The 20,244-nt window shown below is 55.6% G+C and carries 19 protein-coding genes; 11 read left to right on the forward strand and 8 right to left on the reverse strand.

The window, feature by feature from the left end; translation table 11 throughout:
* Positions 1 to 5: 5 nt before the first annotated feature.
* On the forward strand, positions 6 to 641 hold the full coding sequence (locus tag LH23_RS16885) for a DUF421 domain-containing protein (RefSeq protein ID WP_039293634.1): 636 nt from the start codon (positions 6 to 8) through the stop codon (positions 639 to 641).
* Positions 642 to 854: 213 nt separating this feature from the next.
* Here the strand turns inward: LH23_RS16885 and LH23_RS16890 are convergent, their stop codons facing one another.
* The 3 genes from LH23_RS16890 to LH23_RS16900 form a co-directional block, all read right to left on the reverse strand.
* Positions 855 to 1,520: a DUF2625 domain-containing protein gene (locus LH23_RS16890; RefSeq protein ID WP_039293637.1), complete on the reverse strand. Its 666-nt coding sequence runs from the start codon at positions 1,518 to 1,520 to the stop codon at positions 855 to 857.
* Positions 1,521 to 1,649: 129 nt separating this feature from the next.
* Entirely contained in the window at positions 1,650 to 2,603 is a 954-nt protein-coding gene (locus LH23_RS16895; RefSeq protein ID WP_039293640.1) for an alpha/beta hydrolase, read from the reverse strand.
* Positions 2,600 to 3,496, reverse strand: a complete 897-nt coding sequence (locus LH23_RS16900; RefSeq protein ID WP_039293643.1) for an MBL fold metallo-hydrolase — start codon at positions 3,494 to 3,496, stop codon at positions 2,600 to 2,602. The genes LH23_RS16895 and LH23_RS16900 overlap by 4 nt, the downstream gene beginning before the upstream one ends.
* A 95-nt stretch (positions 3,497 to 3,591) precedes the next feature.
* Here LH23_RS16900 and LH23_RS16905 point away from each other — a divergent pair, with 95 nt between their 5' ends.
* Positions 3,592 to 4,497, forward strand: a complete 906-nt coding sequence (locus LH23_RS16905; protein WP_039293646.1) for a LysR family transcriptional regulator — start codon at positions 3,592 to 3,594, stop codon at positions 4,495 to 4,497.
* 32 nt (positions 4,498 to 4,529) lie between these two features.
* Here the strand turns inward: LH23_RS16905 and LH23_RS16910 are convergent, their stop codons facing one another.
* On the reverse strand, positions 4,530 to 5,336 hold the full coding sequence (locus tag LH23_RS16910) for a 5'-nucleotidase, lipoprotein e(P4) family (RefSeq protein ID WP_039296790.1): 807 nt from the start codon (positions 5,334 to 5,336) through the stop codon (positions 4,530 to 4,532).
* A gap of 213 nt (positions 5,337 to 5,549) precedes the next feature.
* On the opposite strand from LH23_RS16910, the gene LH23_RS16915 reads away from it, so the two are divergent.
* A complete protein-coding gene (locus tag LH23_RS16915) occupies positions 5,550 to 6,533 on the forward strand; it encodes a Ppx/GppA phosphatase family protein (RefSeq protein ID WP_039296793.1) in 984 nt (327 codons plus the stop codon).
* 48 nt (positions 6,534 to 6,581) lie between these two features.
* Here the strand turns inward: LH23_RS16915 and LH23_RS16920 are convergent, their stop codons facing one another.
* The gene (locus LH23_RS16920) at positions 6,582 to 7,793 is read right to left on the reverse strand and encodes an MFS transporter (protein ID WP_039293649.1); all 1,212 of its coding nucleotides are present in this window, start codon (positions 7,791 to 7,793) and stop codon (positions 6,582 to 6,584) included.
* A 108-nt stretch (positions 7,794 to 7,901) separates the two neighbouring features.
* On the opposite strand from LH23_RS16920, the gene LH23_RS16925 reads away from it, so the two are divergent.
* The gene (locus LH23_RS16925; RefSeq protein WP_081946115.1) at positions 7,902 to 10,586 is read left to right on the forward strand and encodes an ATP-binding protein; all 2,685 of its coding nucleotides are present in this window, start codon (positions 7,902 to 7,904) and stop codon (positions 10,584 to 10,586) included.
* Positions 10,587 to 10,709: 123 nt separating this feature from the next.
* Entirely contained in the window at positions 10,710 to 11,885 is a 1,176-nt protein-coding gene (locus LH23_RS16930) for a YbfB/YjiJ family MFS transporter (RefSeq protein ID WP_156108053.1), read from the forward strand.
* Here LH23_RS16930 and LH23_RS16935 read toward each other — a convergent pair.
* Positions 11,868 to 12,716 carry a LysR family transcriptional regulator gene (locus LH23_RS16935; RefSeq protein WP_039293655.1) on the reverse strand — a complete coding sequence of 283 codons (849 nt, stop codon included), beginning with the start codon at positions 12,714 to 12,716 and terminating at the stop codon, positions 11,868 to 11,870. The two genes, LH23_RS16930 and LH23_RS16935, sit on opposite strands and share 18 nt — an antisense overlap.
* Positions 12,717 to 12,807: 91 nt before the next feature.
* Between LH23_RS16935 and LH23_RS16940 the strand changes: the two genes are divergently transcribed.
* Entirely contained in the window at positions 12,808 to 13,863 is a 1,056-nt protein-coding gene (locus LH23_RS16940; protein WP_039293656.1) for an NAD(P)H-dependent flavin oxidoreductase, read from the forward strand.
* A gap of 7 nt (positions 13,864 to 13,870) precedes the next feature.
* Here LH23_RS16940 and LH23_RS16945 read toward each other — a convergent pair whose 3' ends face one another.
* Entirely contained in the window at positions 13,871 to 14,758 is an 888-nt protein-coding gene (locus LH23_RS16945; RefSeq protein ID WP_039293658.1) for a LysR family transcriptional regulator, read from the reverse strand.
* Positions 14,759 to 14,846: 88 nt separating this feature from the next.
* Here LH23_RS16945 and LH23_RS16950 point away from each other — a divergent pair, with 88 nt between their 5' ends.
* From LH23_RS16950 to LH23_RS16960, 3 genes are all read left to right on the forward strand, one after another.
* On the forward strand, positions 14,847 to 15,401 hold the full coding sequence (locus LH23_RS16950) for an NAD(P)H-dependent oxidoreductase (protein WP_039293660.1): 555 nt from the start codon (positions 14,847 to 14,849) through the stop codon (positions 15,399 to 15,401).
* Between the two features lie 90 nt (positions 15,402 to 15,491).
* Positions 15,492 to 15,953, forward strand: coding sequence for a hypothetical protein (locus LH23_RS16955; RefSeq protein WP_039293662.1), 462 nt, complete (start codon positions 15,492 to 15,494; stop codon positions 15,951 to 15,953).
* Between the two features lie 5 nt (positions 15,954 to 15,958).
* Entirely contained in the window at positions 15,959 to 16,519 is a 561-nt protein-coding gene (locus LH23_RS16960) for an RNA polymerase sigma factor (protein WP_039293664.1), read from the forward strand.
* Positions 16,520 to 16,569: 50 nt separating this feature from the next.
* On the opposite strand, the gene LH23_RS16965 is transcribed toward LH23_RS16960, so the two are convergent.
* Positions 16,570 to 17,898: a glycoside hydrolase family 10 protein gene (locus tag LH23_RS16965; RefSeq protein WP_419672751.1), complete on the reverse strand. Its 1,329-nt coding sequence runs from the start codon at positions 17,896 to 17,898 to the stop codon at positions 16,570 to 16,572.
* 301 nt (positions 17,899 to 18,199) lie between these two features.
* Between LH23_RS16965 and leuC the strand changes: the two genes are divergently transcribed.
* Both leuC and leuD read left to right on the forward strand, forming a co-directional pair.
* Positions 18,200 to 19,624 (forward strand): 3-isopropylmalate dehydratase large subunit, encoded by a 1,425-nt coding sequence (gene leuC / locus LH23_RS16970; RefSeq protein ID WP_039293666.1) that lies wholly within the window; start codon positions 18,200 to 18,202, stop codon positions 19,622 to 19,624.
* A complete protein-coding gene (leuD, locus tag LH23_RS16975) occupies positions 19,625 to 20,239 on the forward strand; it encodes a 3-isopropylmalate dehydratase small subunit (RefSeq protein WP_039293667.1) in 615 nt (204 codons plus the stop codon).
* Positions 20,240 to 20,244 lie beyond the last annotated feature (5 nt).

A 20,244-nucleotide genomic window follows, 5' to 3' on the forward strand; every position in this document is an offset into this window, starting at 1 on the left:
CAGAAATGATAATTTATACGCCGATCATGATAAAATTGGGCCTGGGGATACTGTGTCTGATTATTCAGATAAACCTCATGGGGAAGGGCAATCTGGCCCCTTCATCCGCAATGGACCAGGTTCAGAACTATGTGCTCGGGGGGATTATCGGTGGCGTAATTTATAATGAATCGATAACAGTACTACAGTTTGTTTTGGTGTTAATTATATGGACCTTTCTCGTCTTTGTCCTTAAATTTTTAAAAGAGAACAATCGACTGATTAAAAGAATTATTGATGGGAAGCCTATCACCCTGGTACATAATGGCAGTGTTAATGTTAAAGAGTGTTTACGCAATGGTGTTTCTGCGAATGATTTGATGTTCAAGTTAAGGGCGAACGGCATTTATGAAATAGAACAATTGAAGCGCGTAGTGCTTGAGCAGAATGGGCAATTAACCATTATACAAAGTGGTGATGAGAATATACGTTACCCAATTATAGTTGATGGTTTAGCTAACCATGATTTGCTCGAAATCCTTAACAAGAACAACGACTGGTTAGAAAATGAAGTTATCAAGCAAGGCTTTAATAAAATTAGCGAAGTATATTTGGGCGAGTATCTCTCGGGTAGAATTAATTTATACGGATATGAAAGATAAAATCTAAAACTAAGTGCTTGACCTATTAGGGTATAGATAAAAAACGCATGCACTTAATCCCTTGTATGTCCGTTTCCAGGGGAGCCTCGCGGTCTCCCCCCAGATTTGCGCTTTAAACAGGGGCTTTCTCGTCGAGGAAATGCTGACAGACGATGATGCCGCTCACCGCTGACTTAGAATGGGCGGCAAGGAAGCGCAACAAACTTACAGAAATTATTCGTGCTTAAATTGAGCGATCAAATCCACGCATAACGCCCAGTGTTCAACAACAGGCACAGTAATCCGCGAACGCTGATCTATAGATAACTGGGGGGCGCTCCAGAGGTATGGATAAAAGGAGTACACCAAATCGCCATTCATTGAAGTTGTATCTTCTCGCCAATCTGTCCAACGCACATTTTTGTAGAATAAGTTCAAATCACCGCAAAGCGCCCAATGCAGAAAACCTGAATAGTTAGTATCGAGGCTTTCCCATTCAAGAGTATCAGGTGGGAGGTAATACACACCGCCACGATCTTCACCGAATTCTCCCCCGTTAAGTGCAAAAAAGCCTCCCGATGCATCATCCGCAATCAATAATGCCTTAAATGGCCGGGTGGCTATCACCTCTTGTGTCCAGGAAGCCAGCCTTCGTGTCAGTCTGTTATGGCCGGAGCCTAAAATACGCAACCAACCATTATCAACAACTATACCTCCCGTTTCGTATGCTACAGCACCGAGCGGAGAGGATGTGGTTACCTGAAGCTGGTGTAAATTGAAGCTTGCTTGTTCTGGGTCACAGGGAAGAATTTCATAGTTATTGGTTGCTACGTTCAACGATTGTTGGACTGTAAGCCAGCCAGACTTATGCTCATCAACTAATTCAGCTAGATCCCTCATCATTTTCCTTATCCGCATTACGCAGTGTTATCTCTTTAATCGGACGCTCAATCGATAACATGAGTATGAATCGCATATATTTCTTAAAACATTTTGGGGGATCTTTCTGACATCCCCCAGATTTGCGCCTTAAACAGGGGCTTTCTCGTCGAGGAAATGCTGGACAGCGGTAAACACCTGCCAGCGGTTTTTCTCCATAAAGACCGAATGCGTCCCTTCACCAATTTCAACCCAACGGCGATAAGGAGCCTGGGTTAGCTGTGAAAATAGCGTTTTTGACAACTCAAGCGGGCAGTCTCTGTCCCAGTCGGCATGAACGATAAGCACCGGAACACGGATCTGCGCGGCATCATACAGCGCACGACCTGCCGACCAGATTTCGCGGCTATCCTGCACCGTGCCATTAGGGGCTTTGATAGCCGCATCTTCGGCGGGCCCAAACGTCGCATCCGCCCAGGCGTCAAACCAGGCTTGCGGCAGCACACTTTCCCGCTCACTTTCAGGTACACCATTCAGCCAGCGGGCTTTGGCCGAGCTGCGCTTGACCACCCGATAGGCGCCAAGCTCTCCGCCGGTATCCGAAGCGCTGGGGGTATCGCGGATCCACTGCGGAGCAAGCAGCACCAGCTTATTCACTGCGCCATTGTGCGCGGTAGTGTAGGTTGCCATCAGCGCCGCTCCCCAGGACCAGCCAATCAGATTGATCGCTGCATGCCCAGTCTGCCGTCGAATAAAGTCCACTGCTGAAGCCACATCGCTAACGGCCACCGGTGTTCGCACCACGGGCGCATTTTGCTCCGGCGGCTCGGCCATTTCTGCAGGTTTTGATGACTGGCCATAACCACGCACATCCACCAGCCAGGCGTCGTAACCCGCGTGAGCCAGATTATCCATCCACGAACTGCCGTCCAGGGCTAAATCAAACGAGGTCGACGCCGGGTAGGTCGATCCGGCGACAAACAGTACCGTGCGGGCACCGGGGATCGCGGCGAGATCGCCGCGTCTCTTGTTACGGACATAAAGCTCAATGCCTGGCGTTGTAGTGGGAATATAAAAGTCGTTACGTAGAATCTCAGGTGTCATTTCACGTTCTCCGGGTGAATAAAATGCCAGTCAAAGCTGTCCCCACGACGCGTGACGTGCCCGGCTGAGGTGCTGGCAAAATGGGCGGTAAAAAGGGTGCTCTGATGCTCGGCAGCATGTTCAAGAAGCCAGCGGCGCGACTCACGAGCCTGCTGCTGGTCAGCACAAAACCGACTGTTCCAGGCCGGCCGATAAACCTGTAGCGGCTGGTGCATAATGTCGCCGCAGAAAAGTCCGCCCCGCTGGCGATGCCCGTTATTCAGCAATTCAAAAGTGATGTGCCCTGGGCTGTGCCCCGGTGTCGGGTGAATAAGAAGCGCATCGGCAATGGCCGTGGTGCCTTCCACAATAAGCGCCTGGTTGCGCTCAAGAATCGGCCTGACGCTGTCGTTGAAGACGTTGGCGTTGAACCCCTCATCGTCCTGATGCGTCAGCCAGTAATCGTATTCTTTGCGAGAAAACACGTAGCGGGCGTTGGGGAATGTCGGTTCCCAGCGGCCATCAATGAGCTGTGTATTCCAGCCACAGTGATCGGCGTGCAGATGAGTGCACATCACGTAATCCACGCTCTCTGGCGTCACGCCAGCCTCCGACAGCCGGTTCAGAAACGGCAAATCAAGCTGGTGGAAGCGGGGCAGTGAAGGGCGCTCTTTGTGGTTGCCTGCACAGGTATCAATCAGAATAGTGTGATGCCGGGTGCGCACCACCCAGCTATGAATGCTGGCGATAAAACGCCGGGAGACCACATCGAAGCACTCGGGCACCATCAGCCCACGATGTTCCTCCAATAAAACCGGATCCCAATCAGGGTAAAGAAAATCAGGGGCAAACCCTGGTCCGCGTTGTTCAACCACGCGGGTAACGGAAATATCATGGAGCTGGAATTTCAACACGGCAGGTAACCTCATCAGGTTTTAACTTGCGGTTGATGCTAATGAGATAAGTCAGTACCGTGAAATCGATAATCAGGATGCCAGGTATAAGCTACATGAATCTCTCCGGTCACAATCTTGCATTGCTTGCCTCATTGAATACTCTGCTGGAGGAGTGCAACGTCACCCGCGCGGCGGAAAAGTTGAATATCAGCCAACCTGCACTGTCTGCTCAACTGGCGAGGCTACGGGATCTGTTTGAGGATCAGCTCCTGATCCCCGCACATTCGGGCAGAGGAATGGTGCGGACGCCATTGGGGTCGCATCTGCGTGAACCTTTGCGCCGGGCGCTGCAAACGCTTGAAGAAGTGGTGGCACAGCAGCCGGAATTCGATCCCGCCCGCGCGCACCGTACGTTTACTCTGGGAGCAAACGACAATGCCGCCGCGATTATTGCCCCTCGCTTGATTAAACTCACCCGCGACGCCGGCTGGCATCATATTCGCTTTGCGTTTATTGCCCCGCAGACGAACCGGCTTCAGAGCCAGTTAGAAACGGGTGAAATCGATATAGCTTTAACCTCACGGGATGCCGTGCCGGGTGCGCAGCAACTGCCGCTGGTCGATGAGGCGTTCCAACTGGCGCAGAGAAAAGGCCATCCGAGAGGAAATGAGCCGCTGACGTTGGAAAGTTATGCCAGTCTTGAGCACATTTTAGTGTCCGGCCAGGGAGGCGGGTTTCGGGGATTTATTGACGATTTGCTGGCTGACCAGGGCCTGGCCCGCCGGGTGGGCGTTTCCGTGCAGTTTTACAGTCTGGTGCCGCTGATTTTGCAGAACAGCGACCTGGTCTGCACGCTACCGGCCCGTTTTCTGTCTCGCTATCACGAAGTGCTTGATTCATTCCCGTTGCCGTTTGATGTTCGCCATTTCAGCCTGTATGCCTCCTGGCACCGTCGGTTTGACGATGATGCCGCCCACCGCTGGCTTAGAGCGCAGCTTCAGGCCAGCGTGGCGGCATAAAAAACCCCACCGCACGGGTGGGGTGAGACAACTTATTTCCCGGACCAGGTACGCAGCGCATTTTCACGCGCTTCGGCCTGCTGGGCGGTATTGAGCTTGTAATAGTTTGGCGCTAAAGCGCCTTCCCAGTCGCCGTACATTGGGTTCGGCAGCACAATAAACTGGGTGCCAAACTTGTTGCGGTTATCGCTGGCGAACTGCTGGCGCTGGGACTGATCCTTGTGGTAGGTCGCTTTGCCAAAGTCATTCAGGTTGTCGCCGATGTACATCACCACGTCATAGCCTTCGGCTTTGATCGCATCAAAACGGGCCTGCTTGTTGGAGCTGTCGGTTTTCAGGCGCACAGTTTTGTCGCTCACACCGGTAAAGCCCAGGGCTTTCATGTTGGCAACGGTGGCGTCATAGTCTTTGCTGTCGCGGTTAGACACATAGAACATCGTGCCGCCGTGGCTGTTCACGTAGTTAGCAAAATCCACGGCGCCTGGGACGGCCAGCGCCTGGCGAGCCTGAGTCCACTGGGACCAGGTTTTGTCGTCAAACGCTTTGTTGTTTTTGGCCTGCCACGCGCTGTAGGCGCTGTTGTCGAGCATGGTTTCATCCAGATCCACAATAACGGCACGCTTAGCGTTACCCTGTTTAGCGGATTGATCCCACGCCGCGCGAGCGCTGTTAAACGACTGGTATGCCAGCGCACGATATTCGCCAGATTGCTGGAACCAGTCCACTGCCATTACCGTCTGGCTGGCCAGCTTTTGATCCGCCGCCTGTTGCTGATTGGCACAACCCGTCAGGCTGACCAGTACCAGCGCTACAGCGCCACCCAATAAACTTTTCTTCATTTTTATGTCCTTACCCTTGCTTTTATCATTAACGCCATTGATACCTGCCAGCCCCCACATTGAACAATGCAGTGACTTTTTCTAACAAAATCAGCAGGTATTGTTAAAAAGTGTTTTACCGAATATTAAAGCTACGTTATCAATAGCTTTTTAATGGATCGACACTGGATACTCAATATGACAAAAATATTTCGATGCAATTTTTTTCCCCTGATGGTGGTAGCGGCATTACCCGGTATGAGCTTCACTGCCCACGCCGCAGGCTGTGAGGAGACGCGTGCGGGTATCGACATGGGCTCCGGCACCACAAAGCTGGTGGTTGCCAAAGTAGATACCTGCAAGCAGCGCATCAACAAAGTGCTGTTCGAAGATCAGCGACCAATCGGTTTTAACGAGGATTTGTCCAAATCGGCGGATAACACTCTCAGCCCGACCATTCAGCAACAGGGGGAGGCGGCGCTACGCGAGTTAACTGCAGAAGCTGCCCGTTATCATCCTGTCCGCTTTAACGGCGTGGCTACCGCTGTTTTCCGCAGCGCATCTAACGCCCAGCAGACGATCGATGCCTTCAACCGTGCTGCTCCGGTGAATCTAAAAATTATTACTCAGGAACAAGAGGCCGAGCTGGGCTTCCTGTCCGCCAAAGCCTCGATGCCCGTGCCGCTGGCAGACGACCAGATGGTGGTCTGGGACATTGGCGGCGGGTCGATGCAAATGACCACCTGGCTGCAAAAACAGGACAAATGGCAGCCGGAGATTTACCAGGGCAAGCTGGCCTCCGTCACGCTGAAGAACTACATCATCGACGTAGTGAAAAACAAAGATTTGCATGACGTCAGCTCGCCAAACCCGATTGGTTCCCTACGCGACGGCGTGCTGCGGTTTGTTCGCTTCTACGCCACCACTCACGTCAGCCCGGAGATGAAACAGGCGCTGGCTAAACGTACCGTCGTGGGCATCGGCGGGGTGCATGATTTCTCCGTCAGCAAGCAGCTTAACGAAAAGGTCTACACCCTCGCCGATCTGCAAAAAGCCTCCGCCAGCCAGGTGTGGAAAGGGGACTCAGAGCTGCGCGGTGATTACCGGGCCACGGACGTCAGCAACCTGCTGCTCGTTCAGGGCTATATGGAAGCGCTGAAAATCCCTCAGGTGACCGTAGTGAAGGCCAATCTTGTTCAGGGCGTGCTGATTCAGTAACGTCTCATGCTTCAGGCGGCGGCGATTATCGTGCCGCCGTCTGTGGTATTAACCGCGTTTTCGTTGTCCGATCAGATGAATGATGAGTCCGAGAAGGCTAAGCCCACCGCCCAGCATCGAAGCCAGCTCCCAGCCCCCCAGCCGCCACATCAGGCTCGCGCCCCAGGATCCCAGCGCGCCGCCGATAAACATGCCGCTCATAAAGACCGTATTGATACGACTGCGGGCTTCCGGCCTCAGGGCGTAAATCACGTGCTGGTTGGATATCAGCGCTGACTGCTCGCCCAGATCCATCAGGATGATGCCAATCACCAGCCCGGTGAGCGAAGTCCACAGCCCCAGCACCGCAAAAGAGATAACCATGACCAGCGCCCCAAGCCCGATAACGGCATACGGCCCGCGGCGGTCGGCAATCCGCCCGGCAAGCGGCGCAATCAGGATGCCTACCGCGCCCACAATCCCCATCAGACCCGCGATGTCGGCACCAAGATGAAAAGCGGCGTGCAGTTGCAAGGCCAGAATAGTCCACAGGCCGATGAACGAGCCAAACAGCGCCGCCTGTATTAAGGTAGCCCGGCGCAGCAGCGGTTCTTCGCGCCACAGAGAAACCAGCGAGCGCATCAGGGTCATGTAGCTCTGTTTATTGCCCGACGTGTGGTGCGGCAAGGTGAAGAACAACATCAGCCAGCCGAAGGCTGTGGCCACGCAGCCTAACCAGAAGGTCGCCCGCCAGCCCCAGTGATCGCCGCTAAAACCGCCCACCGCCCGGCCAAGTAATATGCCGCACAGCACGCCACTCATTACCGTGCCAACGACCTGCCCACGGCGTTCAGGTTTAGCCAGTTCGGCGGCAAACGGCACAATTTGTTGGGCAACGGAACCCGTCACACCCACCGCAGCGGAGGCAATCACAATCGTGACTACATTGGGCGCTAAGGCGAGGCACGCCAGCGCTACCGCCAGCCCGGCGGACTGGCAAAGGATCAGCGTGCGGCGGTTAATTTTGTCGCCCAGCGGTACAAGTAAGAACAGGCCAAAGGCAAACCCGAGCTGCGTTGCCGTCGGCGCAAGGCTGACGAGCGCAAGCTGCCCCGGAAACGCCTGCTGAAGCAGTTCGAGCAGCGGCTGGTTGTAGTAGACATTGGCGACGAACACCCCGCAGGCCAGCGCCATGATCAGCAGCAGAGTGGAGGTTAAAGGCGAATTTTTTTCCGCCTCGGGCGGGCGGGTCAGGGTGACGCTCAGCGGATTATCCGACATGATTTTTCTCTCTGGGGATGACGAGCCCTGATGCTGAACGATTGTCCGCTCGCAATCTTTGCCCTAGAATTTCAGACTTCTGAAATCACCTGAAAAGCGACCGTTCTTATGCCTGCCGCCCAGACTCAAGCCCCTTTAGAAAGAGATGACGATATGGTGGTCTTTGGCCGCTATCAGCTGTTTCCCGATTTAGGGCTGCTGCTAAGGGACGGCGTCCGGCTGGAGCCTGGCGAGCGGGCGATGGCGGTGCTCAGACTGCTGGTCAGCGAAGCCGGGCAGGTGGTGACCAAAGAGACGCTGCTGGCCACCGTCTGGCCGAAAGAGATCGTCGAAGAGAATAACCTGCAGGCGCAAATTTCCGCCCTACGCAAAATTTTCGGTGCCGACCGCAATCTCATCACCACAGTGTTTGGCCGTGGTTACTGCTTTACCGCCACGGTGAATAAATTGCAGGCGGCCACGTCATCGCTGCCAGTAGCCGCTCCTTCAGCGGTTTTACCTCGCCCCCGTTCACCGCTGATAGGGCGCGAAAAAGAGCTGGGTGACATCAGAAAACGGCTGATCGAGCATACTATTTGTACGCTGGCTGGCCCGGCAGGCATCGGTAAAACCCGGCTGTTGCTGGAAGTGGCGCGCGAGTCGGCCAGCCTTTATCCCGATGGTGTTTTCTTTGCTGATTTGTCCAGCCTGAATGCCGGGTCAGATCCGGTACCTGTTTTACGCGCCGCGCTGGCCGGTATTCGTGGAGCGGGGCAGTTACAACCTCGCCCCGCGCTACTGGTGATTGATAACTGTGAACACCTATCGGCCGCCTGCGCCCGGGAAATTGAACATCTGCTGCAGAGAAACGAATTACTGAGCATTTTGCTGACCAGTCAGTCTCCGCTGGGGCTTGAAGGGGAGCAGGTGTATCGCGTCGGGCCGCTGACTTTGCCCCCAGCGCAACTGGCCGCCAGCGAGGCGCAAAGTTTTAGCTCGGTTGAGTTTCTGGTACAGCGCATTCAGGCGGTGGATTATGCATTCCGCCTGAGCGAAGAGAATATCCAGCCGATCCTGGGGCTTTGTCGGTTACTCGATGCCGTGCCGCTGGCGCTGGAAATTGTTGCTGCTCGCGTTGCAAGCCTGGGCCCGGATGTCGTGCTGGCCGATCTGAGCGGGCGCGAGACATTGCCCGAGACGCCGGGGCTTACAGCGTCCAGACACAGAACGCTTACCGAGGCGCTGGACTGGAGCTACCGATTGCTCACGGCTGAAGAACAGCGAGTGTTTCATGCCCTGGCGGTATTTCCCGGTGAATTTGACCTTGCCGCCGCGAAAGGATTGTTAAACCAGGAAGAGATCAGCGACGTGGTGGCCAGTATGGTGGCGAAATCCCTGCTGGTTTTGCAGGCGGGTACGCGCCCGGCCAGGTATCGCTATCTCAACATTGTGCGCACGTACGCTCGCCGGACGCTGGCCGAAAATAGCACCTCGCTTTTTCTTCGCCATGCGCAACTCGTGGCCGACAGCATGGTACGAGCCAGAGAAGCCTGGGCCGAAGAGTCCAGTCTGCAGTGGCGCCGTCAGTATGGCTATTTAATCGACGATCTCCGGGCGGCGGCAGACTGGTGTTTTGGCATAGGCCAAAATGCCCCGCTGGGACGAAGTATTCTCGCTAACGCCACGCCGTTCTGGATCCAACTTTCGCTGCACGGCGAGTGTCGCCAGCGGATTACCGCCGCGATTAACGACCCGCACAATGGCCAGGCCACGCCGCGCGAAGAGATGCTGATGCAGGCGGCGTTAGGCTCGGCGCTGGGCTGGGCGCAGGGGCCCATTGAAGAAAATGGCCAGGCCTGGCGGCGAACCGGGGAGATTGCCAGCGCGCTAAGCGACGTGGAAATGCAGTTGCAGGCCGAGTACGGGCTGTGGTTGTATCACCTGCGCAGTGGTCGTTACGATCTGGCCGCAGAGAACGGCAAAAAAATGGCTGAACTGGCGACCCAAACCGGTGATTATGGCGCGCTATTAACCGCCCGTCGTCTGGTAGGGACCGCGCTGCATTTTTCCGGGGAGCAGCAGGCCGCGCTCAGCGAAATTCAGGCTTTGCTGGACCGAACAGTGGACGATGACAGCCAGAGAGCGCCTTTCCGCTTTGGGCTGGATCAGCGCGTGGCGGGCTGGGCTTTCCTGGTGCGGGCGCTGTGGGTGACTGGCGATGTGGCAAAAGCCAGAAGAGCGGCGCAGCTGGCGGTAGAAGAAGCCCGGGCGCTGGATCACGCCTGTTCACTGTGTGCGGCCCTTGCGGAAGGGAGCTGCACGCTGGCGGCCTTAACCGGAGATGTCGCTGGCGTGCTGCAAGTTGCCGCGCAAATTGACGCCATCGCCCTGGAACACGGCCTGGGCTTCTGGCGGCTTTATGCGGCGGCCTTTACTTTCTGGGGCAGGCTACGCCAGCAGCCTGAAACAGTGCTTCCCCAGCAGATCCTCGCCATGCTTACCCGGCTGAAGGACAATGGTTTCGATGCTGCTTATTCGCTTTTCCTGTCTGATTTCGCCGCCGCGCTGGCGCAAAAAGGCCAGCCAGAGATAGCCGAGACGCTGATCGCGGAGCGGTTGTCCGCGCTTGGCGTCAACCAGTCGCTGTGGAACCTGCCCGAGCTGATGCGGGTACAGGCGCAAATTCGCTATGGCGGGCAACCAGAATATGACCTGGAGCTCAGCATGGCGCTGCAGTCTGCGCTGCTGCTGGCACAAACCCAGACGGCCAAAGGCTGGATACACCGAATAGAAACCGATTTGCGTAATCTCTAATCTTCCCCGCGAAATGTCCGGCGGCAGAGAAGCCGCTTGCTTGTTACTCTCACCGATATTAATCTAAATATAAGATTTAAATAAAAATAATATTCACATTTTGAGATTAAATCAATGAGAGTCATGACAATGCATTTCAGACCAGAAATTCGTGCGCTGCTGCTGGCGCTTGCGGGTGCGGTGGTGCTGGCGATAGGTATGGGCTACGGGCGTTTTTCCTATACCGGCATTCTGCCGGTGATGCTGCAAGAAGGGCTACTGTCGCTGCATCAGGGCAATCTCGCCGCATCGGCTAACTACGCAGGTTATCTCATTGGTGCCTTACTGCTGGCGAAAGCTAAGCCCGCCGACGCGCGGCGGTTAAACATGGCCTCCGTCGGGCTAACCATTGGCTGCCTGCTTCTGTTGGCATGGACGAAATCGCCGTGGGCGGTGGTGGCGGTTCGGGGTTTTGCCGGGCTACTGAGCGCGGTGTCGCTGATTGCAGCTTCACTGTGGCTACTGCAGCACATGAAACACCATACCGGCGCGCCGGTGCTTTATGCCGGGGTTGGACTGGGGATCTTTTTATCTGCCGAATTTATCGCGCTGGGTAAAACTTATGGCTATACCAGCCAGCAAATCTGGCTGCTGTGTGGGCTCACTGCGCTGCTATTGTTTGCGCTGGTGTTTAAACTGCTGCTTAGCCCGCCGGATTACCTGATCGACTACCAAAGGCAGGCGTCCAGTCAGGCTCAGCCGGAAGCAGGGGGAGCTAAAGCGGCGTGGAAACTCCTGGTTATCTACGGCCTGGCGGGATTTGGGTATATCATTACGGCCACCTATTTACCGCTTTTTCTTTCCGGGTCACTCAGTACGCTGGATCCGGTGCAGCTTTGGGCTATCTTTGGCCTGGCCGCGATACCGTCCTGTTTTGTCTGGCATCAAATCATCTCAAAATATGGTTATCGCCGCGCATTTGCAGCCAATCTCCTGGTTCAGGCCACGGGCGTGGTACTTCCGGCCTTTAGCCACTCACTGCTTTTTTGCCTGCTAAGTGCGGTGCTGGTGGGCTTTACCTTCACCGGCACGGTGACGATAGCCTTACCGGAAGCCAGGAGACTGGCGCATTTGGTGCGATTTAATATGATCGCGGCGATGACCGCTATTTACGGCATCGGGCAGATTATTGGGCCGCTGGTTGCCGGGGAGCTTTACGGTATAACGGGCAGTTTTAACGGGTCATTAGCCGCCGCCACCGGCGCATTGCTGCTGGCCGGTAGGCTGGTGCTGACGGGACGTTCAGAGGTTGCTGGCTGAGGCCAGAATCTGCTTCATCGCTTCAAGAGCGGTAGAACGATAGCCCTTGCGCCAGACTAGCTGGGTGAGGGCGTTGGCCACAAACTGTTGCTGTGTCCCCTCCGGCAGAATCAGGGTCGCCGCGACGCCTTCCGGCAACACGCCGCTGCACCGTCCGGCGGCAACAGAAGCGATCATCGAGTGATAAGAGCTAACGTCCTGCACCTCCACAAGGGTTTGAGCGTTGAGCAAAGCTTCCGCCCGTGCCCGGTAAGAACACCCTCGAGGAAAAGCGGCAAGAAGAGGCTTAGTGCTACTGGCGGTTTCAGGCACGAGCAACACCAGGCGTTCCGTGAATACGTCCAGATACTCCAGATCTTCCGGGCACTGAATGTGTCCCCCGGCATCCGGCAGCAGGCTCACCAGCGCGCAGTCCAGCGAAGCGTGTCGAACCTGCTCCAGAAGTTGCTGCGTGGGCTGGGTGGTTAAGGCCAGTTCGACATCAGGGTAGCGGCGGTGGAACTGCTGGAAGACCGGCATCAGGCGGCTGACAGCGGTAGCTTCCATTGAACCCATATTCAGCACACCTGCGGGTTTTCCCGGATGCAGCGCCTGCCGCGCTTCTTCCGCCAGGCTAAGTATTTTTTTGGTGTAGGAGAGAAAACTCTCGCCCTCTGGCGACAGGATCATTTTCTTGCTGTCACGTACGAACAAAGTGACGCCAAGATCTTCTTCCAACTGCTGAATGCGGGTGGTGATGTTCGACTGCACGCGGCCAAGTCTTTGGGCGGCTTTCGTCACGCTTTGTTCTTCAGCGACAATTTTGAACATCTGCAGTGTGGTGTGGTTCATATTTTTCATTCTCAATATGACAATGATCTTGATCTTAACATCTCCAAATAAGATGTTAAGCACTCAATGTCTCATTTCCTGAGGTAGCGCCATGTTTCGTAGTCTTACCCAACTGCTAGCGATTGACCATCCCATCATACAGGCGCCTATGGCGGGCGTCTCCACCCCGGAACTGGCGGCGGCGGTCAGCAATGCCGGCGGCCTTGGTTCGCTTGGCGTGGGCGCAAGCAGCGTCGGGCAGGCCAGGGCCGCGATCCTGAAAACGCAGGCCTTAACCTCGCGCTCGTTTAGCGTGAATCTGTTTTGCCATCAGCCTGCCAAACGGGATGAGGCGCTGGAACGTGCATGGATTGACAGTCTGCGCCCGATTTTTACTGAGTTTGGCGGCACACCGCCAGAAGTGCTCAGCGAAATTTACCAAAGTTTTATCGGGCAGGAAGCAATGCTGGAGATGCTGCTGGAAACCGCTCCGGCCGCAGTAAGCTTCCACTTTGGCGTACCTGAGCGTGACGTTGTTGAGGCCTTCCGTAGCAAAGGTATTGTAACGCTTGCCACCGCCACACGGCCTGAAGAGGCTTCGCTGATTCAGGCAAGCGGCGTGGATGTGATTGTGGCGCAGGGCTTTGAAGCGGGCGGGCATCGCGGGATGTTCGACGATAAAGCGCACGATACCCAGCTCAGCATCTTTGCGCTGGTGCAGCTTCTGAAAAAGCAGGTGAATCTGCCGATTGTTGCCGCTGGGGGGATTATGGACGGGGCAGGTATTCACGCCATGCTAAGCGTGGGGGCGGATGCGGTACAGCTGGGCACCGCGTTTTTGCTTTGCCCTGAGTCCGCCGCCGACGATGGTTACCGGCAGCGGCTTAAATCAAGTCGCTCACATCGAACGGAGATGACTCATGCTATCTCTGGCAGAGCGGCGAGAAGCCTGGAGAACGATTACTGCCGCCACGGACGAATCGCCGGCCAGCATGCCGTCCCGGCTTACCCGGTGGCCTACGATATTGGTAAAGCGCTAGCAAGCCTTGCAAAAAGCCACGGCCATCAGGGCTATAGTGCGCACTGGGCCGGGCAGGGTGTGAACCTGATCCGCGAAATGCCCGCCGCTGAACTCCTGCAAACGCTGGTGCGCGAAGCCGGGCTGTAACACGGGTTTACTTCAACAACGCCATTAAAATAGCGGCGACGTGCTGCAGGGCGACATCCTGGCTTCGGCGTTTGTGCCAGGCCAGGTGGAGAGAGAACCCCGGCAACGTGACAGGCGCGGGGACGGCGACCAGTCCTTCAGTAAAAGGTATGACCCGGGAAGGCAGCAGGGCCAACATATCCGACGCCAGCAGTAGCTGTGGCACCATCTGGAAATTCGGCAATACCAGCCCAACGCGGCGGCGTAATCCCAACCTTGAAAGTTCCGCATCCACCGGGGTGACGCTTTCCCCTTTGCCGGAGGTGATGATGTGCGGCGAGGCAAGCCAGCGTTCAAGACTGAACCCGACTGCGGCCGGATGGCCTTCGCGCATCGCCACGACATAGTGCTCATCCATCAACAGCTCGCTGTGGATACCTGCGGCAGGCTGAGGAAAAACCGAGATCGCAATATCCGTGGTGCCGTTAAGTAATGCGGTTTCGGCCTCTTCCGCACCAGCCCAACCCTGAACGATGAGGTCAATCCCCGGGGCCGACTGTTGAAGGTTTTGCATCAGAGGCACCAGCACGAACAGCGCCGGGAAATCCGCCATGGTTATCCGCAGTTTCTGCTTAATTTGATGCAGCGGGATCACCGGCGGGTCGATAAGTTCAGCAATGTCGCCGAGGACGGATTTCAGAGGTGCACGAAGGGACTGAGCAAAGGGCGTCAGCCGCATGGTGCCTCTGCCACGCTCCAGCAGTTCGTCGTGAAAAAGATCGCGGCAGCGGGCAAGGGCTGCAGACGTAGCAGATTGCGACAGGCAAAGTCTGTCTGCGGCACGGGTGACGTGCGCCTCGTCAAGCAGGGCGTCCAGCATCACCAGCAGGTTAAGATCCAGCGTTCTTAAATTCATGTCATCGATAATAGATTATCTTGATTATCTGTTGGAGTAATTTTTAGAGCCTCGCCATTATCGTCTCATCAACCCAAGGAGACGCCCCATGAACAAAACCCTGATTTTACTTTTCCATCCGGATCTTTCCCGTTCCAGCGCCAATGCTGCGCTGGGGCAAGAAGCCGCAAAACTTGAACACGTTGAGCTGGTCGATATCCAGGCACTGTACCCTGACGGGATCGATATTTACCGCGACGGCGAGCGTGAAGCCGCTCGGTTACTTGCCGCCGACCGCATTGTGCTGCAGTTCCCGATTCACTGGTATTCCATACCGGCCATTATGCGCCAGTGGCAGGATGCAGTGCTGACCCGGATGTTCTACCTGAATTACGAGGAGGAAGGGCAAAAGCTGGAGGGGACGCCGCTGTTCGTGGCGGTCACCGCCGGTAACGTGGAAGAGTCTTATCAGCCCAGTGGCCGAAATCTTTTTACCATCGAATCTCTGTTAGCGCCCCTCAGGGCCACGGCAAACCGCTGCGGTCTTACCTGGCATGCCCCGTTTGTGGTCTACACTGCCGATAAGCTTGATGCTGCTGGCCTGAAAACTGAGGCGAAAGCGTATGCGCAGGCGCTTAACCGGTGGCGGGAAAATAAATTTTGAAGTTTTTTTCATTTTTTTAGCAATATTTCTCGCGCTGATTCGTCTACCTCATCACAAGTGATTAGCCGTGACTTTACTGAGGTAAACATAATGAGAGATTTTGATATGCACCGACATGAACACCGCCGCCGTGGATTCTGTGGCCACCGCATGGGGAAACCGATTTTGCTCTGTGTGGCGCTGTTTGTTGCACTCGGCCTGATCGTTATGACGCTGTGGAACGCAGTGCTGCCTGGTCTGCTTGGGGTGAAAGATATTGGCTTCTGGCAGTCTTTAGGCCTGCTGGCGCTGTGCCGCATTCTGTTCGGTGGCCTGGGCTTTCGCCCGGGCATGTTTGGCAAAGCCCGTCGCCGGATGCACGAACGCTGGATGCAAATGACGCCGGAGCAGCGTGAAGAGTTTATGCAGCATCGTCGCGAAAAATTTGGCTTTGGTCACCGCGACCGCTGCGGCTGGCATTCCCGTTGGGATGAGAAAATGGATCCGCGTCCTCAACCTCAGCCGCCGGTGCAGCCAGATGAAAACAGCGCTAAAAAACCGGACGCTGAGTGACAACGATGAAAGCCGGAATAGTGGGGGAATCTCTGCTGATGGTAGCGCTGAACGGCTGCCGTGCCCGACTGAAAGCGTTTATTCGTGGGAGAACCGCCGGGCATGAAGATGCCGACGATATCCTGCAAGAGGTTAGCTACCAGCTAATGAAGGTTGAACAGCCGGTGGAGAACGTCGCCGCCTGGCTGTTCCGAGCCGCCCGGAACGAAATGACCGACCGGGCGAGAAAAAAACGCGAGCTGCCTTTAGCAAGCTGGTTTGGCGGGGATGAAGAGGACGATTACCCGGAAGATGAGCTGGCCGAAACGCTGTTCGGTACGCCGCAAACGCCGGAGGACGAGTACCTGAAGCAGCTGCTTTGGGAGGAGCTGGAGACGGCCCTGTCAGAACTGCCTGCGCCTCAGCGTGAGGTGTTTATCAAAACCGAGCTGCAAGACTACAGCGTAAAAGACCTTGCTGGCGAGAGCGGCGACACCGTCCAGGCGCTGCTCTCCCGCAAACACAAAGCCGTTCTGTATCTGCGCACCCGGCTGCGCAATGTGTATGACGACCTGGCTGGTCAGTAAGACAGCCCCCGGATCTGCCCAGGGAAGGGCGATCCGGTTTTTTTTGCCCATCATTGACCCCAACGTTCCCTGATGTAATTCACCGCCTGCTGAGTCTGGGGTTGGTTAAGATAATTTTCCCGGAACAAAATAGTGCCGTTAATTTGCGGCAAGGCCTCGTTTAAATCGATCTGTTTTTTCAGCTCCGGTACGCCGCCTCTCACCGTCCAGTCAGGTTCATTCTTCGAAGGCTCCCCGACTTTATACAGCGCAATCCCAATATAAAGGCGCGTGTTAGTCGGCTTCACTACGTTAGCCCACCATTTAGCCAGCACGTCGTAGCGGGCTGCACTGCGGGAGAAAGGCCAGTAGATCTGCGGGGCAATATAGTCCAGCAGGCCTTTTTGCACCCAGAGACGCGTGTCGGCATAGGACTCATCATAAGCGGCAGCCCCACGCGTTTCAGACCCGGCTGGATCGTGGGAGATATTGCGCCAGACGCCTGCCGGACTCACGCCAAACTCAACGCCGGGCTTAAGCTGTTTGATAGTGCGTGAGACTTGCTCGATAAGTTGCTCAGTATTGTGCCGCCGCCAGTCGGCTTTGGACGCGTAGCCCTGGCCGTAGGTTCTAAAAGTCTGGCTGTCGTTAAGGGTAGAGCCCGGTGATTCGGTATAGAAGTAATCATCAAACTGCACGCCGTCGATGGCGTAGTGAGAGACAACTTCGGCGACGATGCTGGTTATCCAGTCGCGCACTTCCGGGATGCCGGGGTCAAGCACGAAGCGGTCACCGGAGGTTCTAATCCAGTCCCGATGTAACACAAAAACGCTGGCCGGCTGCAGAGAAAGCGTGCGGTTCAGGGCGGCAACTGTGCCCGGCGTGATGTTGGTAGAAACCCGATAGGGGTTAAACCAGGCGTGTACCTTCATGCCGCGTTTATGCGCCTCATCAAGCATAAACTGCAGCGGGTCGTAGCCCGGATCTTCGCCAATTTTTCCCGTCAGCATATCTGACCACGGCAGAATCTTCGAAGGCCACAGCGCGGTGGCGTCGGGCTTCACCTGGAAAAACACCGTGTTGATCCCTAATGACTTCAGCTTATCCAGTTTGTCTTTTAAGGCTTGCTGCTGCTGGCTAATACGCACGGCTGCGCTGCTGCCATTAACGGAAGAAACCGGCGGCCAGTCAAGGCGGGAAACCGTTGCCAGCCAGACGCCACGCATCGGCTGGTTGTGCTGTGAAGGGGTCTTCACATCCGGCTTAGTGCCCGGCAAGGGCGTAACGAGAGAAACCGGCGGTTTAGAGGCACAGCTCGCCAGAAACAGCGCGGCGGCAAGTATCGCACCAGATTTTTTAACCCTGGCGACAGAGTAGAAGCGGCGTGAAGTGGCGATGATATGCTCCAAATTTTTGCCAGTCGGTGAACAACAAGCATTTTCATACTATTCGACATCAAGTCAATCTCTAACGCCGTTAAGTAAAGCAGATGCCGGCTAACCTTGCTTACGATCAAAATCCTTATTTATCATCACAATAAAAAGAACACATTTCGTGTTTCATCCTATTACGCTTGTGCACCATGCCTTTACTGACAGCCTAATCACCCGGTTGCTACTATCCCTTTAGAAATTGTTCATTTTTTATCTGCGTGCCAGCACGCCGTTATTTTATGCTGTGAGAGCAACAAGGTGACCCGTCATGAAGCCTAAAACGCTGTACGATAAAATCATCGATACCCACGTCATCCGCCCTCTGGACGATCAGGGCAATGTCCTGCTGTATATCGACCGTTCCATCCTCAACGAATACACCAGCCCGCAGGCTTTTAGCGGACTGCGTGACGCCAACCGCCAGGTCTGGCAGCCCAAAAGCATCCTGCTCAACGTGGACCACGTTAACCCGACGCGGCCAGAGCGCACGCCAGAAATGACCGACCCGGGCGGCGAACTGCAGGTTCGTTACTTTGAGTCCAACAGCCGTGATTTTGGCCTTGAGTTGTTCGACGTGATGGACCCGCGCCAGGGCATTGAGCACGTCGTTGCCCATGAACAGGGGATCGTGCTGCCGGGCATGGTGATTGCCGCAGGGGATAGCCATACCACCACTTACGGCGCGTTTGGTGCGTTTGGTTTCGGTATCGGCACCTCTGAAATTGAACATATGCTGGCGACGCAGACGTTAGCCTATAAAAAGCTAAAAACGCTGCGCGTGACGGTGAACGGTGAGCTGCCGTTTGCCGCGACGGCAAAAGATATCGTCATGCTGCTAATCGCCGAAATTGGTGCCGACGGCGCGACCGGCTTTGCCATTGAATTCTGCGGCAGCGCCATTGATGCACTTAGCGTGGAAGGGCGTATGACCATTTGTAATATGGCGGTCGAAGCCGGGGCCCGCGGCGCATTTATGGCACCTGATGAAAAAGTTTATGCCTATATCAAACCGGCACCACGCGTCCCGAAAGGCGAGATGTGGGAGCAGGCGTTGAAATACTGGCGCACGCTCCGCAGCGATGCCGATGCGGTCTTTGATAAAGAAGTTGTGCTCGACTGCGCCAACTTAACGCCTCGCGTAACCTGGGGCACCAGCCCGGATCAGGGTGGCAGCATCACTGACCAGGTGCCCGATCCTGCCAATGAGTCTAATACGGCCAAACGCCGTGACATCGAAAATGCGCTGAGTTATATGGGCCTTAAGCCCGGTACGCCGCTGAGCCAGATTCCTATTACCCATGCGTTTATTGGCTCCTGCACCAACGGCCGCATTGAAGATCTCAGGGCAGTTGCCCAGGTGCTGCGAGACAGAAAAATCGCGCCAGGTGTAAGAGGTATTATCGTGCCTGGCTCAACGCAGGTTCGCGCCCGCGCCGAACAAGAAGGTTTAGCCCAAATATTTATCGACGCCGGGTTTGAATGGCGGCAGTCAGGCTGCTCCATGTGCCTGGCAATGAATGAAGATGTGCTGCAGCCGGGCGACCGCTGCGCCTCCAGCACCAACCGTAATTTCGCTGGCCGCCAGGGTGCCGGGGCCAGAACGCATTTAATGAGTCCTGCAATGGTCGCTGCGGCGGCAGTGGCAGGCCATTTGACGGATGTCCGTCCTTATTTACAACAAGGGGATGCATAAATGGAACCCTTTAACCGTGTAACCGGCGTGGCCGCGCCGATGATGGCGGCCAACATTGATACCGATGTGATCATGCCGAAGCAGTTTTTGAAAGGTATCGATCGTAACAATCTGGACAGAGGCGTCTTCTTCGACCAGCGTTTTCTGACCGACGGCTCGCTGAACCCAGAATTTGTCCTTAACCAGCCGGCATGGCAGGGCGCGCAGTTTCTTATCGTCGGCCCTAACTTTGGCTGCGGCTCCAGCCGCGAACACGCTGTGTGGGGCTTACGTCAGCTTGGTATACGGGCGCTGATCGGTACCAGCTTTGCCGGGATATTTAACGACAACTGTCAACGTAATGGCGTGCTGACCCTGACGCTACCGGCGGCGGATATCGAGTGGCTGGCGCAGGCGGCTAACAACCCTCAAGCCAACAGCATTACCGTCGATCTCGCCCGGCAGCAGATAAGCGCGGAGGGCAAAGATATTGCCTTTACGGTCGATGAGCTGAAAAAGCATATGCTGCTGGAAGGCCACGATGCCATCAGCTACACGATGCAGTATCAGCAGGAGATTCGCGAGTTCGAACAGCGCCATTTTGCCGCGCATCCGTGGCTACTGACTCAGGATTAATTTTC

This window comes from Cedecea neteri (assembly GCF_000758305.1).
Classification (GTDB): Bacteria; Pseudomonadota; Gammaproteobacteria; order Enterobacterales; family Enterobacteriaceae; genus Cedecea; species Cedecea neteri_C.